This window comes from Bacillus sp. FSL R5-0397 (assembly GCF_038593395.1).
Classification (GTDB): domain Bacteria; phylum Bacillota; class Bacilli; order Bacillales; family Bacillaceae; genus Bacillus; species Bacillus altitudinis.
The window spans coordinates 2,286,849-2,302,312 of sequence record NZ_CP151992.1; the positions used below are offsets into that span (position 1 = coordinate 2,286,849).

General features: G+C 41.5%; 16 protein-coding genes. 3 read left to right on the forward strand and 13 right to left on the reverse strand.

Annotated elements, in window-relative coordinates:
- Positions 1-23 precede the first annotated feature (23 nt).
- The 7 genes from grpE to gpr all read right to left on the reverse strand — a co-directional run bounded on the left by grpE (position 24) and on the right by gpr (position 7,753).
- Positions 24-581, reverse strand: a complete 558-nt coding sequence (grpE, locus tag NSQ70_RS11685; RefSeq protein WP_096881636.1) for a nucleotide exchange factor GrpE — start codon at positions 579-581, stop codon at positions 24-26.
- A gap of 64 nt (positions 582-645) precedes the next feature.
- Positions 646-1,677: a heat-inducible transcriptional repressor HrcA gene (gene hrcA, locus NSQ70_RS11690; RefSeq protein ID WP_008342473.1), complete on the reverse strand. Its 1,032-nt coding sequence runs from the start codon at positions 1,675-1,677 to the stop codon at positions 646-648.
- A gap of 81 nt (positions 1,678-1,758) precedes the next feature.
- Positions 1,759-2,898 (reverse strand): radical SAM family heme chaperone HemW, encoded by a 1,140-nt coding sequence (gene hemW / locus NSQ70_RS11695; protein ID WP_341016913.1) that lies wholly within the window; start codon positions 2,896-2,898, stop codon positions 1,759-1,761.
- Positions 2,899-3,012: 114 nt separating this feature from the next.
- On the reverse strand, positions 3,013-4,851 hold the full coding sequence (lepA, locus tag NSQ70_RS11700) for a translation elongation factor 4 (RefSeq protein WP_008342476.1): 1,839 nt from the start codon (positions 4,849-4,851) through the stop codon (positions 3,013-3,015).
- Between the two features lie 165 nt (positions 4,852-5,016).
- Complete coding sequence (locus NSQ70_RS11705; RefSeq protein WP_017358024.1) at positions 5,017-5,349, reverse strand: YqxA family protein; 333 nt, start codon at positions 5,347-5,349, stop codon at positions 5,017-5,019.
- A gap of 13 nt (positions 5,350-5,362) precedes the next feature.
- Positions 5,363-6,571 carry a stage II sporulation protein P gene (locus tag NSQ70_RS11710; protein WP_251185231.1) on the reverse strand — a complete coding sequence of 403 codons (1,209 nt, stop codon included), beginning with the start codon at positions 6,569-6,571 and terminating at the stop codon, positions 5,363-5,365.
- 66 nt (positions 6,572-6,637) lie between these two features.
- Positions 6,638-7,753: a GPR endopeptidase gene (gpr, locus tag NSQ70_RS11715; RefSeq protein ID WP_008342483.1), complete on the reverse strand. Its 1,116-nt coding sequence runs from the start codon at positions 7,751-7,753 to the stop codon at positions 6,638-6,640.
- Between the two features lie 198 nt (positions 7,754-7,951).
- Here gpr and rpsT point away from each other — a divergent pair, with 198 nt between their 5' ends.
- Positions 7,952-8,218 (forward strand): 30S ribosomal protein S20, encoded by a 267-nt coding sequence (rpsT, locus tag NSQ70_RS11720; RefSeq protein WP_008342485.1) that lies wholly within the window; start codon positions 7,952-7,954, stop codon positions 8,216-8,218.
- Between the two features lie 134 nt (positions 8,219-8,352).
- Here rpsT and holA read toward each other — a convergent pair whose 3' ends face one another.
- Positions 8,353-9,372 (reverse strand): DNA polymerase III subunit delta, encoded by a 1,020-nt coding sequence (holA, locus tag NSQ70_RS11725; RefSeq protein WP_017358025.1) that lies wholly within the window; start codon positions 9,370-9,372, stop codon positions 8,353-8,355.
- 238 nt (positions 9,373-9,610) lie between these two features.
- On the opposite strand from holA, the gene NSQ70_RS11730 reads away from it, so the two are divergent.
- Positions 9,611-9,745, forward strand: a complete 135-nt coding sequence (locus tag NSQ70_RS11730; RefSeq protein WP_008342491.1) for a YqzM family protein — start codon at positions 9,611-9,613, stop codon at positions 9,743-9,745.
- A gap of 39 nt (positions 9,746-9,784) precedes the next feature.
- Here the strand turns inward: NSQ70_RS11730 and NSQ70_RS11735 are convergent, their stop codons facing one another.
- The 3 genes from NSQ70_RS11735 to NSQ70_RS11745 all read right to left on the reverse strand — a co-directional run bounded on the left by NSQ70_RS11735 (position 9,785) and on the right by NSQ70_RS11745 (position 13,369).
- Positions 9,785-12,112, reverse strand: a complete 2,328-nt coding sequence (locus tag NSQ70_RS11735; RefSeq protein WP_342502593.1) for a DNA internalization-related competence protein ComEC/Rec2 — start codon at positions 12,110-12,112, stop codon at positions 9,785-9,787.
- Positions 12,105-12,674: a ComE operon protein 2 gene (locus NSQ70_RS11740; protein WP_008342495.1), complete on the reverse strand. Its 570-nt coding sequence runs from the start codon at positions 12,672-12,674 to the stop codon at positions 12,105-12,107. Before NSQ70_RS11740 ends, NSQ70_RS11735 begins: the two co-directional genes overlap by 8 nt.
- A 65-nt stretch (positions 12,675-12,739) precedes the next feature.
- Positions 12,740-13,369 carry a ComEA family DNA-binding protein gene (locus NSQ70_RS11745; RefSeq protein WP_251185228.1) on the reverse strand — a complete coding sequence of 210 codons (630 nt, stop codon included), beginning with the start codon at positions 13,367-13,369 and terminating at the stop codon, positions 12,740-12,742.
- 90 nt (positions 13,370-13,459) lie between these two features.
- On the opposite strand from NSQ70_RS11745, the gene comER reads away from it, so the two are divergent.
- Positions 13,460-14,308 carry a late competence protein ComER gene (gene comER / locus NSQ70_RS11750; protein ID WP_251185227.1) on the forward strand — a complete coding sequence of 283 codons (849 nt, stop codon included), beginning with the start codon at positions 13,460-13,462 and terminating at the stop codon, positions 14,306-14,308.
- Positions 14,309-14,356: 48 nt separating this feature from the next.
- Here comER and NSQ70_RS11755 read toward each other — a convergent pair whose 3' ends face one another.
- Positions 14,357-15,100, reverse strand: a complete 744-nt coding sequence (locus tag NSQ70_RS11755) for a class I SAM-dependent methyltransferase (protein ID WP_342502162.1) — start codon at positions 15,098-15,100, stop codon at positions 14,357-14,359.
- A complete protein-coding gene (gene rsfS / locus NSQ70_RS11760) occupies positions 15,097-15,453 on the reverse strand; it encodes a ribosome silencing factor (RefSeq protein WP_008342502.1) in 357 nt (118 codons plus the stop codon). The genes NSQ70_RS11755 and rsfS overlap by 4 nt, the downstream gene beginning before the upstream one ends.
- Between the last annotated feature and the right edge of the window lie 11 nt (positions 15,454-15,464).

Consider the following 15,464-nt stretch of genomic DNA (forward strand, 5'->3'; position numbering starts at 1 on the left):
TTCGATGACCTCCCATTATGTAGTTATTGATTTACTTTTACCATTGATGGACGAATAACTCGGTCTTTGAGTTTATAGCCCTTTTGCAATTCTTCTACAACGATGTTTGAATCGTAGCTTTCATCTTCAACTTGCATGACGGCTTGATGAAGGTTTGGATCGAACTCTTTGCCGACAGCTTCAATTGGTTCAACGCCTTCATTTTTCAACGCTTCTACCAGCTGGCGGTAAACCATTTGCATCCCTTCTAACAAACTTTTCGTCTGCTCATTGTCTGGATCGATTCCAAGCGCTCTTTCAAAGTTGTCGAGAGCTGGGAGAAGGTCGCTGACAACATGTTGAGAACGATATTTTTGCACGGTCTCCACTTCAGTTCGAGCACGGCGTTTATAGTTTTCAAAATCTGCTTGAACACGCAGAATTTTGTTTTCTTTTTCATCTAGAAGCTGCTGCAATTCATCAATCTTCTCTTGGAAGGCAGACTGTTCATCGTGCTTTACTTCCTCAGTTTCTGCTTGAACTGCTTCTTCTTGTGCTTCAACCTCTGCTGCTTGCTCAGGTGTCTGTTTTTCTTCTGACATTGTGTTCACCTCCCTCAAAAAGATTCAATTATACGAAGGGGCTGTGCCCCCACCTTTTATCACCCTACTCATCATACAAATTGGAAAGTGCGTTTGACAAGTCTTTTGATACATGATGCAAAAGACTAACGACTCGCCCGTAATCCATACGGGTTGGACCAATGACAGCGATGGAGCCGAGTGATTTTTGATCAATCGCATAAGTTGCTGTGATTAAACTGCAGTTCTCCATTGCTTCCAAATTGTTTTCTGAACCGATTTTAATGGTGATTCCTTGCTGATTTGGATGAAACAGCTGCATGACATCGTTCTTTTGTTCAATCAGCATCATGAGTGAACGAATGCGGTCAATGTCATGAAACTCTGGCTGGTTCAACATATTAATCTTCCCGCCAAAGAAAAGTTTTGATTCATTTTGTGTTGAAGTGAATGTGTTACCAAGCGCATCTAAAATATGATCATAGTCTTTTAAATGCGTGCGAAGGAGCATCACTACTTCTTTATACATCCTGTCCTTCAGCTGATCCATCGGGACTCCAGCTAAGCGGCTGTTTAAAATATTCATCAGCTTCTCAATATCGGAGACATCAAGATGCTCAGAGAAGGTAATGGTTTTGTTTTCAACATGCCCGCTGTCTGTAATCATAATCGCTACTGCTTTATTAGGCTGGACAGGGACAAGCTGAATTTGCTTCAATCGATTTTCACTTAGCTTTGGACCAAGGACAATCGATGTGTAGTTTGTGAGATCTGATAAAATTTCCGCCGATTTTTGAACTGTTTTTTCCAGCTCAAAAATTTTCTCCTGAAATACTGACTGGATGAGCACAAGCTCTTTAGATGACAGTTTTCGCGGAGAGAGCAAATGATCTACATAATAACGATATCCTTTTTCGGAAGGAATTCTTCCTGATGAAGAATGGGTCTTTTCAATAAAACCGAGTTCCTCCAAATCAGCCATTTCGTTTCTAATCGTCGCAGAGCTGAATGTAATGTCTTCTTTTTTGGAAAGAGTCCTTGATCCAACTGGCTGCGCCGAACGAATAAAGTCATTAATAATGACTTGTAGAATCAAAAGCTGACGATTTGTTAACATCATCATCACCCCTGTTAGCACTCTCTTTCAACGAGTGCTAATTGTATAAACAAAATTACCAAACTCAAATTAAAATGTCAATTATAACTCACCGAGAAACGCTTGAAATACTTCATTCCCTAACAATTTTCCTTTTCTTGTTAAACGAATGCCAATCTCATCCTGTTCAATGAGACCTTTTTCTGCTAATTCTTCAAGAACGGCGGGAAAGAGTGCTTCTGGTGATGCTCCAAATTTCGTTTGAAAGTGAGCACTTTTCACGCCTTCAATTTTCCGCAAACCTAAGAACATTTCTTCTTCGATCTGTTCTGCTTTTGTCACCTGATGCGTTTCCTTATATGGAAACCCTGTTTGTTCAATGAGCTCTAAGTAATGCCTCACTGGTCCAGCGTTCACATTGCGGACGCCATCTACATACCCGTGCGCTCCTGCGCCAAAACCAAAGTAATCTTCGTTGCTCCAATAGGTGAGGTTATGCTGGCTTTCAAAACCTGGTTTGGCGTAATTGCTAATCTCATATTGTTTGAGTCCGTGCCGCTTCATTTCATCCATGACGAGCTCATACATTTCAGCCTCACGTTCTTGCGGTGGTAAATGCAGTTTCCCTTTTTGCATCAAATTGTAAAAGACCGTCTTTGGCTCGACAATCAGCGAATAAACCGAATAATGTTCTGCACCTAATGAAAAAGCGGTCTCTAGTGAATGCATGACATGATGCTTCTCTTGATGAGGCAAACCAAACATAAGATCAAGACTAATGTTGTCAAACCCAACTGCTCTTGCTCGCTCGAAAGATGTGAGAACATCTTTCTTTTGATGAACCCGTCCGATTTTTTTGAGCAGGTCATCTTCAAATGTTTGAACACCAAAGCTCAGCCGATTAACGCCTGCTGATTTTAAGACATTCAATTTCTCAAGCGATAGTTCGTCTGGGTTTGCTTCTACTGCAAACTCGATTAAGTTTTTGGTTGGTTTTAATACGCGGTGAATGCTGTCCATAAGCTGATCTAACTGGCTGGTTGTCAGTGATGTCGGGGTTCCTCCGCCAATAAAGATCGTCTTTAGTTCTTGCTCCCCTTTTTGATCGATCGTGTGCTGCATTTCTTTTTCAAGAGCGACTAAGTATTCATCGACCGGCTGGGTTTTAATGAAAAATTTATTAAAATCACAATAGTGACAAATGTGCTCACAAAATGGAATGTGAATGTATGCTGCTTTCATTTGTTGACACCTTCTTTACAGGTAAAGAGCCGCAGTTTATCGCTGCGGCCTCTTCGTTTGTTTTCGACTATAAACGTCAAGGCGAGCATTGTAAAGCAGGTTGCCTTGAGGATGTTATTTTTTCGGTGTGCTGTCGTCCATTTTCAGCACGGCCATAAATGCTTCTTGTGGGACTTCTACAGAACCCACTTGCTTCATGCGCTTTTTCCCTTCTTTTTGCTTCTCAAGAAGCTTTCTTTTCCGGGAAATATCTCCACCATAACACTTCGCTAGTACGTTCTTGCGCATTGCTTTAATGGTAGACCGAGCAACAATTTTTTGACCGATCGCTGCCTGAACTGGTACTTCAAAGTGCTGGCGCGGAATCAGTTCTTTCAGCTTTTCTACAATGATCTTTCCGCGTTCATATGCATAGTCGCGGTGAACAATAAAGGATAGCGCATCGATTTTTTCGCCATTAAGCATGATATCCATTTTCACTAGAGTGGATGGGCGATAGCCGATCAGCTCGTAATCAAAGGATGCATACCCTTTTGTATTGGACTTTAATTGATCAAAGAATTCGTATACGATCTCTGCCAGAGGAATTTCGTACACAATGCTCACGCGGTTTGCATCAAGATATTGCATATCAATGAAATTGCCGCGCTTTCCTTGGCAAAGCTCCATCACAGAACCAACATAATCATTTGGCACCATCATTGTTGCCTTCACGTATGGCTCTTCAATTCGCTCAATCTTTTGCGGATCAGGCAAATTGGACGGGTTATCTACGACGATTTTTTCTCCGTCTGTCATATACACATCGTAAATAACACTTGGCGCTGTCGTAATAAGGTCGATTTTAAATTCACGTTCAATCCGTTCTTGGATGATTTCCATATGAAGCATGCCAAGGAAGCCGCAGCGGAAACCGAAGCCCAGTGCTTGGGATGTCTCTGCCTCATATTGAAGTGAAGAATCGTTTAATTCAAGCTTTTCTAACGCTTCACGCAAGTCGTTATATTTCGCTGTGTCAATTGGATAAAGGCCGCAGTACACCATTGGGTTCAGCTTTCTATATCCAGGTAGAGCTTCTTTCGCAGGGTTTACCGCACTTGTGATCGTATCCCCTACACGTGTATCGCCAACATTTTTAATAGCAGCTGTTAAATAGCCAACATCTCCAACAGTGAGTTCGTCTGTTGGCATTGCTTTCGGTGTAAATACGCCGACTTCAAGCACTTCAAATTCTTTGCCTGTCGCCATCATCTTGATTTTTTGACCCGGTTTGACGGTTCCTTCGACAATTCGTATGTAAGCAATGACGCCACGATACGCATCGTAGAGAGAATCAAAAATGAGGGCTTGAAGTGGTGCTTCTGGATCTCCAGCTGGTGCCGGCACCTTTTCGACGATTTGTTCTAAAATATCCTCGATCCCGATGCCCGCCTTAGCAGAGGTAAGAACAGCTTCAGATGCATCCAACCCGATGACATCTTCAATTTCTTGTCTTACACGTTCAGGTTCTGCACTCGGCAGATCAATTTTGTTAATGATCGGCAGGATTTCTAAGTTGTTATCAAGAGCTAAATAAACGTTCGCTAGTGTCTGTGCTTCAATGCCTTGTGCTGCATCCACCACAAGAATTGCACCTTCACAGGCAGCTAGGCTTCGAGATACCTCATAGGTGAAGTCGACATGCCCTGGTGTATCAATCAGGTGCATAATATATTCTTCTCCATCCTTCGCCTGATATTTCAGCTGGACAGAGTTTAATTTGATCGTAATGCCGCGTTCACGCTCTAAGTCCATGGAATCAAGTAATTGTTCTTTCATTTCTCGTTGCGTAATCGCCGCTGTTTTTTCCAAAATACGGTCAGCCAATGTGGATTTCCCATGGTCAATATGGGCGATAATGGAGAAATTTCGAATTCTTGATTGCCGTTCTAATCGTTTTTCTTTATCTGTCACAATCTATCACTCCTACTATAAAACGCGGGTTGCGCTAGGTTAGATTATATCAATAGGGCTGTAAAGATTCAATCGAAATCAAGAAAAGCCGCTCATCGGTTAGCGGCTTTTGCGAAAAGGTGTGATATCTTATGAAATAACATCCAACATGATGCTTACAACAGTTTATTTACCATTCACCCAATCATAAAGTGTACGGGCTGCATGCGTCATACCATCTGATAATGCTTTTCCGGCCTTAGAGAAGGCGTTAAAGCTCTCCATTTCTTCTAGCTGCTTTTGTTTTTCTGCTAAGTCTTTTTGTGTCACAGCTGTTCCGAGGATAGAAGCTTCTTTTTCTTGATCATCATTCGTTTGCACAGTGAAGGCCCCTTTTAATTGCGGATCATGATACCCTTTCATTTGCAGCATGCCATTATTGGCTTGCTGCATTCCTAAAAAGACACCGAATAGCAATACGAGCGATAAAATAATGGTTTTTCCGATAAATGAGCCCATGTCCTCCACCACCTTAAGACCGTTTTTTCTCATCCTTTGTTTTGCCGTCTACCTTTTCTGCGTCCCAGAAAATTTCACTGAACACATCAGCTGCTGCATTGGATGCGTTTTTCAGTTCTTCCATATTATTATCCACACCGCCAAATTCTAATAGGAGGGCTTTGTCAGATAAATCTTGATTATAGATTCCATTATCACCAATTTCTCCTTTGGCAAACACACCGACACTAAGGCCTTTATATTTTTTCTCCATCAAATGGTGGAACTCTGTCGCCAGCTTTAAGTTTTTCTCATAGCTTTGATTCTTCTTCCCAACAACAAACGCGATTCTCGCATATTTCTTGCCTTTGATTTCTACTGTCGTATCTTTCTTTCTTCTTGAATCCCGGTGAATATCGATTAAGTAATCTAAGTCATCATTTTTAGCGAGAGCTTCTTTTACAACCAATCTGGATTCATTATACGATTGTGGGTACTTCAACCCTTTTTTCAGCAGTCTTTTTTCAATTTCTGTTTTATCCACTGTGTTGCCGATTCCTTGCTGATCGAGCGCTTTACCAAACATCTCCCCGACAAGGGTGACGTTCACTTTTGAGTGGCGCGCATTGTTTGGGTTTGTTTCTCCTTTTAAAAATGGTAAATATGATTCCGTATTATGTGTGTGATAAATGTACACAGCTTTTCGTTTTCCTGTCGACTGGTCCGGCTCTTTTGCAGGCGTTTTCGGTTCATCTTCATCAAGCTTGTCCAGCTCAGCTAGATTTGCTTCTTTTTCATCTTTGATGACTTCACTTGGAGGCGGCGATTCCATTGGCATATTCGTATAGTCTGTACCTTCACCTGCTAGGATGATTTTTGTATCAAAATGTTCAAAGCCTGGCAGCTCTCTTCCTAGAAAACTGCGGGGGTCTTCTAAATTGATACTTGTGGCAAGTTTGAGTGACAGCCCAGAGAAATGAAATCCTTTTTGATCTTCAGGGACTGCTGAGGCAAAATATTGATTTTCCATCCCCATTAGAGTTGCAAAGAATGCCCCTGACAGCTCATCTGCTACACCATATAATGATGCTTGAGGCCTAAGCTCAGGCTTTAAAGACGTCAAAGCCCCTGACATGACAAACACAACCACCAGAGAGACAATAAACAAAAAAATACTCTTCACTACCTTTGTTCCATTAATCGCAACGACCAACTGTCGAGGACGGCGAGGTCTTTTTTTCATGATTTACTCCCTCCAGCACGCTTTCTAGTAATTACACTATGAGCGAGCTAGAGAAAGTAGAACTGATTAATGATTATAGGAACCCATGTTGTCTTGAGAGATTTTTTGATGAAGTGCTGTATTTAACCCATTGGCGAGTACGTTCGCCATGTCATCAATGAATGTATCCACTTCCTTCGGTGTGACCATTAGATTTTGTCCAAGCGGCGCAAGCACTTCATGGATCAACTGTCTTTTTTCTTCTTCAGGAAGCGTTCCGACGATTCCTAAAAAGGATTGACGCGTTTCATCATCTGGCAAATCTTCTTCATTCAGCACTTTTTTCTTCCCAAATGTCAGACCCGCTGGTACTAAAGATCGGGAAGGTCTATCATCTTTCAGTTCTCTACCAAAATGCTTTAACACGTAATCAATCGTGTCACTTGCGATCGTCACTGCATCGACCACTGTCGGTACACCAATGGCAATGACTGGAATCCCCAAGGTCTCTTTGCTTAATTCTTTTCGTTTATTTCCGACACCCGATCCTGGATGTATACCTGTATCAGAAATTTGAATCGTTGTATTCACCCGTTCTACTGCACGTGCAGCCAGTGCATCGATGGCGATCACAAAATCTGGTTTAGATCGTTCAATGACACCTTGTATAATGTCACTTGTTTCTATACCAGTCAGTCCCATGACTCCAGGCGATAGTGAAGACACCGGGCGATAGCCTTCCTGCACATTCTCAGGCTGTAATTCAAATAAATGGCGTGTCACCAGCAAATTTTCAACTGTGAGCGGCCCTAAAGCATCCGGCGTGACATTCCAGTTTCCGAGTCCTACGACAAGACAGCTCGCATCTGCCTGAATGCCGTGATCTTTTAAAAACTGAGCAAAATGATGAGCAAAAACTTCAACCACTTTTTCTTGCATCTCAGAGTCTTTCTCCCGAATTCCTTGCGCCTCAAGCGTCAAGTATGTCCCTGCCTTTTTTCCGGTCAACTCTTCTCCTTCTGTCGTAATCTCCACAGTGCGGATGCGGATGCCGTGCTCTTCCTTCTCCTTCTCAACAATTCCTTGAATACCGTCCTTTTTGACCACATTCGGATCGTTCTCTTGTTCTAGTATCTCTTTTGTTTCAACGGCCAAATCGGTCCGGATTTGATAAGCGCTTAAATCGAGTTTCTGTTTCTTCATGAAAAGGCTCCTTCCATCAAGTAATTAACAGTAGTCTTTCCATCTCTTTCAAGAAACATTCGAGCGCTTCATCAATGAAAAATACTTTACATTTATATTGCATTCTAAAGGTGTGTTTGATAGAATACAATTTGTTCTATTGTGAAGATTTAACCTTAAGACAATTGTGTTTAGGTTGTATCTTAGGAGGTGAAACACATGCCAAATATTAAATCAGCGATCAAACGTACAAAAACGAATAACGAACGCCGTGCACACAACGCAACAATCAAGTCTGCGATGCGTACTGCGATTAAACAAGTTGAAGTTTCTGTAGCTAACAACGATGCTGAGCAAGCAAAAGCTGCTCTTTCTTCTGCTGCAAAACGCATTGACAAAGCCGTTAAAACTGGTCTTGTACACAAAAACGCAGCTGCGCGTTACAAATCAAGACTTGCGAAACAAGTAAACGGACTTTCTGCATAATGTTTGCAACGCCTCAGTGATGAGGCACCTGTTTAACTGTACGTCCGTCCTGAACGGCTCAGCCATAAGGACAGACTGGCAATTATACATCTAAACAAAAACGACCCTCTTTTGAGAAGGTCGTTTTTTTATGTTCAAGCCCCTAATAACCGAAGCAGGAACAATTCTAATAATAGCTGCTTGTCCTTTTTACCCGTTTTCATTTCATAATCAATCGTGGAGAGCTCTTTGACGATGTACTTTAGCTCTTCTTCTGAAAACAGTCTTGCCTGATCCATCGCGAGTTTGACCCGAAATGGGTGGACTTTCAAGTTTGACGCAATTTGTTTTTGCCCGTATCCCTGTTGAGCAAAGTACTTTGTCTGCAATATCAACCGAAATTGATTTGAAATGAGTGCCAATATTTTAATGGGCTCCTCATTTTGCTTTAGGAGATCATAAAACATTTGCATCGCTTCAGACCGGCGCCTGTTCACAATTTGGTTAATCAGTTCGAAAATATTCTGCTCCAAACTTCGTGCAACGAGCTGATTCACATCCGCCAGCTCAATTTCCTCTCGCTGCCCAATATATGTACTTAGCTTTCGAACCTCTTGAAAAAGTGAGGACAGGCTCCCGCCACATAACATGACAAGCTGTTCTGCCGCTTCAGCCGAGATTGTTTTTCCTTCTGTTTTCACCAGCGTGATGGTGAAATCTGTTGTTTCTTTCGGATTTAACTCTTTCGCCTCAACCACAGCCGCTTTCTTTTTTAACAATTTGGTGATTTTCTTACGTTCGTCCAGTTTTTCATATGGTGCTAATAACACGAGAATCGTGTAGGGTGCTGGCTTTTCTAAATAAGCTTCTAACACAGAAAGCTGATGCTCGATCTTTTCTTTTTTCTTTTCTGCAGTGAGGAAATAAGGGTTCTTGATCACAACGAGACGCCGCTCTCCCATAAACGGAAATGTTTCTGCGTCCGTCACAGCCTGCTCAAGCGGCACCTCTTCCATATCGAAGACAGAGTAATTAAAATCCTTTGTTTCTTCGTCGACGACAGCTTGTCTCAATTTTGCAGCTGTCTCTTGAAGTAAATACGTTTCTTTTCCATATAAGCAATAAACGGGATGGATATCCCCTTTTTTTAAATTGTTCCATACTTCAAAGACCATTCGCTTAAATCCCTCTCTTTCACTTCCTCCTCTATCCTAAAGTGTGTAGAGACATTAGTAAAGAGGAAGCTGAAAGTGCCGCCTCCTCATTTATAGTAAACGTCTCACGTAAGCTCCCGGGTCAGCTTACAGTCAGACGATATTCACAAAATGATCATGAAAATGGAAAACGGTTACTTTACCTTCTAGCAATTCCAAATGAGTTCAAGTATACTAAAAATAGCCAGGAGGGATGAAAATGAATGAATTTGAAAAGAATGTTCAAAGCAAGCGGAATGATGTGACCGACTCAGCTGTTGGTTTTATCGTCACATTCGGATTTTTCGCCTCAATGTTTATTTTGGCAACAGTGATACACCTCGTTGGATCTTAACTACATGAATGCAAGATGACTGCCGTTTTGGCAGTTTTTTTATTGATTTTGTAAGATATCATATGGAGGATGAGCGTAAAATGTTCCATCCTCTTCAAGAAATTCATAGGTCACACTTCCATCGATATCTGTACGATACACCTTTGTTTGATGATCATTTAATTTTTTCAAAACTTCTTGATGAGGATGGTGATACCGATTTCGTTCACCTGCTGAAATCAGTGCATATGACGGGTTCAAATGCTGAAGCCATTCTTCGCTTGTTGATCCTTTACTCCCATGATGCCCAACCTTCAAGACATCCGCTCGTAGCTTGGGGTAAGCTTGAATGATGTCTCGCTCCCCTTCTTGTTCAAGATCCCCAGTCAGCATAAAACGCTTGCCGCCAAGCGTAAAGGTGAGGACCAGTGAATCGTTATTTTTACTCGTCACATGGTCACGTGCGGGATGCAGAACGTCAAATTTTTGTCCTCCAATTCTCAGCTGATCCCCTCTTTCCAACTCATCTACAGGAATCCTTTGATCAACCGCTTCCTTTAAAAGCTGCGCATCCTCTGGATTTCGAGCAAAGCCTTTTGGGATTGCAAGGCGCTTGACTTTATTTCGCTTTATTAACCGCATCGCTTCTCCCATATGATCTTGATCTGCATGGGTAAGGATGAGGACATCAAGTTTTGCTATGCCTTTAGAATGTAGAAATGGAATAAGCGTTTGATCCCCAATTGTAGATACTTTACGTCTTTTTTTCCATGGCTCTTCTTCAAAAGAAAGTCTGCCTCCTGTATCGACTAATATATGCCCGGTTCGATAAGGTAGCTGAATAAACAAACTATCCCCTTGTCCTACATCTAACATCGTGACCTCTCCTTTTTGAAGAAAATTCGGCGTGAAATAGTGTATAGCCAGCACACAAACGAGAATCAAAATCGGCACAAGATAAGATTTGATAGAAGTTTTACATTCCATCACAACGAATAGAAAAACAATGGAGGAAACCTCTAGGAGCACATGCCACCATGTCGATTTCATAAAAATGAGAGTAAGACCATCGTAAGCAGCCATATGTGCTGACAATTGATGACTAAACTGGATCACCCAATCAAGCAGCTGAAACAGTGTTTGTCCAAGCGGAAGATAAATGATAGATAAAAGAAAAGAGAATAAGGACAGAGGCATGACAACCATTGTATAAAAAGGAACAAACATCATATTTAAAGGAACACTCAGCAAGGAAAATTGTTGAAAATAATATAAAAGAATAGGAAGCGAAGCAAGCTGTGCAATCAAGGAAATGAGCAATAACTGCATCACCGAACTTTTGGCTTTTGATAAAATACTAGTGGATAGCAAAATAAATAAGGTCACCACAAATGACAGTTGAAAACCGACATCAAATATATAAAGTGGTTGAATGGCTAATAAAAGCAAGAACGCTGCACTTAACACGACCGCAGAAGGCTGTTTCATTTCTTTTGGCAGGCTTGTGATGACTAAATAAATTCCAGCCATGAGACAGGCTCTTAACACAGACGGTGCAGCACCTGTTAAACAAGCATAAACCGGCAAAAAGGATAATAAAAGAATACGCGCTGTCTCTCTTGTCACGCCAGCGCGGAGTAGACACCAAAATAGACAAGCGAGCAATGTTTGAACATGAAGTCCTGAAATGGCTAATAAATGAATGATGCCAAGCATTTGATAATCTCTTAATGTATCAGGGTCTATTAAATCACGATCGCCAAAAATAAGTGCCTGCACAATCCCAACAGAACTCTTCGGAACGTGATCTTCTAGAAATTTCAACCCCTTCTGCCTAATAGATGAAAGGTAATGTGAAGGGCTGTCATGTTTCGTGCAGCTTTTCATAGACTGCGTTAAGAAAATAGCATGGATGCCTTTTGTTTTAAGAAATTGATCATATTGAAAGCCATTCGGTATGGTTGCATGTTTAGGCAACCGCATCTCACCTGTCATATGACAGCTCATACCTGGTCCAACATCTTTTAGCGCTTCTTTTTCACGCTCCGTTTGAATCGTATAAAACGCCGCTAGTCGATGATTCTCTGATGAAACAGTCGCTGAAAAGCGATTGCCATCTATTTTCGGAATCGTTTCAATCACAACCGAATGAGAAAATGATTTTTCTTGTACGGGATGATCCGTTTCAAAAGATTGATGCACCATAAAAATGAGCATATAGATCGTTCCACACAAACTGACCATTAGAAAGAGCTGAGGTGTTTTTTTCAGCAGACTGAAAAGAAGACATACAAGAAGAAAAAGGAGAAAATACAGATGAAGATGATATGCGGCCAGAGCAATTCCAACAGCTGCTGAAATCGCCCCGAACGGCAAATACTTAAACATAGGAAGTAAATAATTGATTCGCCTTTTCATGCATTTGACGAATTTCTGTTTCGCTACGTCCTGATTCACTTAGTTTGCCTATTAAATCCGCAACAAAGGCTAATTTTTCTTGGTTTTTTAAGTCAATAATCATCTCATCTAGTTCAACCTGTTCTGTTTGAACTCCGGCCTGTTCAAATAAATCAACAGCATATGGATGATTTTTATAATCCTTCGCATAATACACTGTTCGAATACCTGCTTGAATAATCGCTTTACAGCACTGCAAGCAAGGAAAGTGCGTCACATATATTTCAGCATCAGCCGTTGGTGCACCAAATTTGGCACATTGTAAAATAGCGTTCATCTCCGCATGGATTGTACGAACGCAGTGATGATCTATCACATAGCATCCTACATCTGCACAATGTACGTCGCCGGCAATGGATCCATTATATCCACCTGCAATGATGCGCTTGTCTCTTACGATCGTTGCCCCAACAGCTAGCCGCTCACAGGTGCTTCGCAAAGCAAGCAAATGGCTTTGAGCCATAAAATATTGATTCCATGAAATTCTCTCCACGAGCTGATCCCTCCAGAATGATGTATGGTATTAAGTGTACATGCCTTTCTTCTATACCGTCAATTCTACTTAACCGTCAGTTGATTTTTTAGCCGTTCAATGGTCTTCTCTCCAAAACCCGAAATATTCCGCAAATCTTCAATTAGCTGAAATTCTCCATGTTCTTCTCTATACGCAATGATGGCTTCCGCTTTGGCTGGGCCTATTCCGTTAATGGTCTGCAATTCCGCTGCATCAGCTTGATTGACATTCACCCCTTGACTCTGTTCATTTCCCGGCGGCGTATTAGCCGCTGCTGTTTGTCCCTGCTTGTCACCTTCCCCCTTCTTTCGTACATAAATCATCATACTGTCCTCTAATTTTGCTGCTTGATTGATGTCAACTGTATCTGCCTTGCTCGTAAAACCACCTGCTCTTTTAATGGCTTCTTCAACTCTATCCTCAGCCATAAATGCATAAACGCCCGGCTTCCGTACAGCTCCTTTGACCTCTACTACGATGGATGTTGGCTCTTTTTCTGCACTCTCTTGTTTTTCTTCTAATGTAACCCGCGTTTCATGTTGTTCTTTCAATACACTTGGCTCGGCGCTGCCTTTCTCTTTTCCTACTAAAAAGAAGAAACAGATGATGATGAGGATGATGATTCCCGCTATCAGATAAAGTCTGTATTTTTTCAACGAAATGAGCTGCTTCACTTGTTCACGCTTCTTTCAATCATATTTTCACGCTGCTTCACATACTGTTTAGAAGATAACAGATCCTATGCGTCTAAGGAGGGAGAACGTTTGAATATAGGGTTAATCGGTACAGGAAACATGGGTACCATACTTACTGAGGCATTTATTGAATCAAAAGCAGTCAATCCCTCATCCATCACCATTACAAATCGGACCATCGAAAAAGCGTTCAATATAAAAAAGAATCACCCAGAGGTCGAAGTGACGAAACAGCTTTCAGGAGCTGTAACAGATAAAGATTTCATCTTTGTTTGTGTCAAACCACTTGATATTTATCCGCTTTTAAAAGAGCTGAGCCCACTTTTAAAAGAACAGCAAACCATTGTCATCATTACAAGTCCGGTTCATCCTGAACAGCTTCAAGACATTGTTCCTTGTCAAACAGCCAGACTGATCCCAAGCATCACCAACCGCGCATTATCAGGCGCATCACTTTTAACATTTGGTTCATCATGCAATGTCACGACAAAAGCAACGCTCAGACAACTCGCTTCCCGCATTTCAACACCAATAGAAATTCATCATTCAATCACACGGGCAGCCTCAGATATTGTCAGCTGCGGTCCTGCCTTTATTAGCTTTCTTGTTCAGAAAATGATTGAAGCCGCTGTTGAAGAAACGGATATTTCAAAAGAAGAAGCCACCACCTTATCAGAAGATATGCTTGTAGGACTTGGCCGTTTGATTGAAAAAAGGGTATATACCCTGCCTACACTGCAAGAGAAGGTGTGTGTAAAAGGCGGCGTCACCGGCGAGGGCATTAAAGCACTTGAAGCAGGTGTTCAAGATATGTTCCATCAGCTTTTCCAGAACACTCATGACAAGTTCGATGAGGATGTAGAAGCGGTTGCGCATCAATACCCACCGAGTGTGTTTACTGATGATCTCAGAAATTAAACATGTTCGCAACAAGCGAAAAAAGGGTTTTAAAAAAACCATCGTCCTTTAAACGATGGTTTTTGGTTTCTTCGCTGAAATAAAATATCTTTCTGCACATTCTTGAGGTGCTTCATTTGTAAAATCAGCGGTCACTTCAATCTGTTCAAAGCCAGCGGACTCAAGGAACGCTGCATATGTCTCAAAAGGAAATGTACGTTGTTCGTGCGTTTCATCATAACGCTCATACACGTCTCCGTCTTTTACAAAAAAGCTTAAATCATGAATGACTGAAAATGGATGATCTCCTTTATCACTCTGCCAAATGTAGCTGATCTCTTCATCTTGATCGGCATAAGTAGAGCCAGGAAATACCTCTTCCATTTTATAAGGGGTATGAACATCAAACAATAAAACCCCACCTGCCTCTAAAAGCTGAAACATGTTTTTAAAGGTTTTTTTGACGTCATTTTCGTTTTTTAGATAATTCAAAGAATCACAGCAAATAACCGCTGCTTGAAAAGTTTGTTCAAACCCCTCAAGCTCTCTCATATCTTGATGTAAAAATTGAATAGACTGCTTATGAGCCTGTGCTTTTTGCTGCGCAAATGCCAGCATCTCTTCACTTAGGTCAATTCCTGTGACCATGTGACCTTTTGCAGCTAACCGAAGAGAGATTTCTCCAGTTCCACAACCTACATCGATAATCGCACTATTCGGCTTGATATATCGCTGTATCCACTGAACCCATTCATCATAAGGGGCATGTGTCATGAGCTCATCATACACACCTGCAAACCCTTGATAAATCATGAGTTAATGCCAAGCGAAAGCGTTTCTCTCGGCGCATCTCCCCAAAGCTTCTCTAAGTTATAATATCCTCTTTCCTCTTTGTGGAACACATGAGCAATGACATCTCCTAAATCAATCAAGACCCATCTTGCTTCGTCAAAGCCCTCCATCTTTTTAACTTCGATGCCGCCTTCTTCTGCAAGGTGTTTCACTTCTCTTGCAATGGCCTGTACTTGTTTGTCAGAATTCCCGTGACAAATGAGAAAATAATCTGCAACAAGTGAGATCCCTTGCATATTCAGGGCGATAATGTCCTCTGCCCGTTTATCATCGCACGCTCCTGCTGCGATGTTTAAAATTGATGATGCATCCATCAAAATTCCTC

Excerpts from the sequence above, each read along its gene's own strand:
- rsfS (WP_008342502.1), bottom strand. The coding sequence starts at position 15,453 with ATGGATGCATCATCAATTTTAAACATCGCAGCAGGAGCGTGCGATGAT.
- hrcA (WP_008342473.1), bottom strand. The coding sequence starts at position 1,677 with ATGTTAACAAATCGTCAGCTTTTGATTCTACAAGTCATTATTAATGAC.
- grpE (WP_096881636.1), bottom strand. The coding sequence starts at position 581 with ATGTCAGAAGAAAAACAGACACCTGAGCAAGCAGCAGAGGTTGAAGCA.
- hemW (WP_341016913.1), bottom strand. The coding sequence starts at position 2,898 with ATGAAAGCAGCATACATTCACATTCCATTTTGTGAGCACATTTGTCAC.
- NSQ70_RS11710 (WP_251185231.1), bottom strand. The coding sequence starts at position 6,571 with ATGAAAAAAAGACCTCGCCGTCCTCGACAGTTGGTCGTTGCGATTAAT.
- NSQ70_RS11755 (WP_342502162.1), bottom strand. The coding sequence starts at position 15,100 with ATGATTTATCAAGGGTTTGCAGGTGTGTATGATGAGCTCATGACACAT.
- NSQ70_RS11705 (WP_017358024.1), bottom strand. The coding sequence starts at position 5,349 with ATGGGCTCATTTATCGGAAAAACCATTATTTTATCGCTCGTATTGCTA.
- gpr (WP_008342483.1), bottom strand. The coding sequence starts at position 7,753 with ATGAAGAAACAGAAACTCGATTTAAGCGCTTATCAAATCCGGACCGAT.
- rpsT (WP_008342485.1), top strand. The coding sequence starts at position 7,952 with ATGCCAAATATTAAATCAGCGATCAAACGTACAAAAACGAATAACGAA.
- NSQ70_RS11730 (WP_008342491.1), top strand. The coding sequence starts at position 9,611 with ATGAATGAATTTGAAAAGAATGTTCAAAGCAAGCGGAATGATGTGACC.
- NSQ70_RS11735 (WP_342502593.1), bottom strand. The coding sequence starts at position 12,112 with ATGTTTAAGTATTTGCCGTTCGGGGCGATTTCAGCAGCTGTTGGAATT.
- holA (WP_017358025.1), bottom strand. The coding sequence starts at position 9,372 with ATGGTCTTTGAAGTATGGAACAATTTAAAAAAAGGGGATATCCATCCC.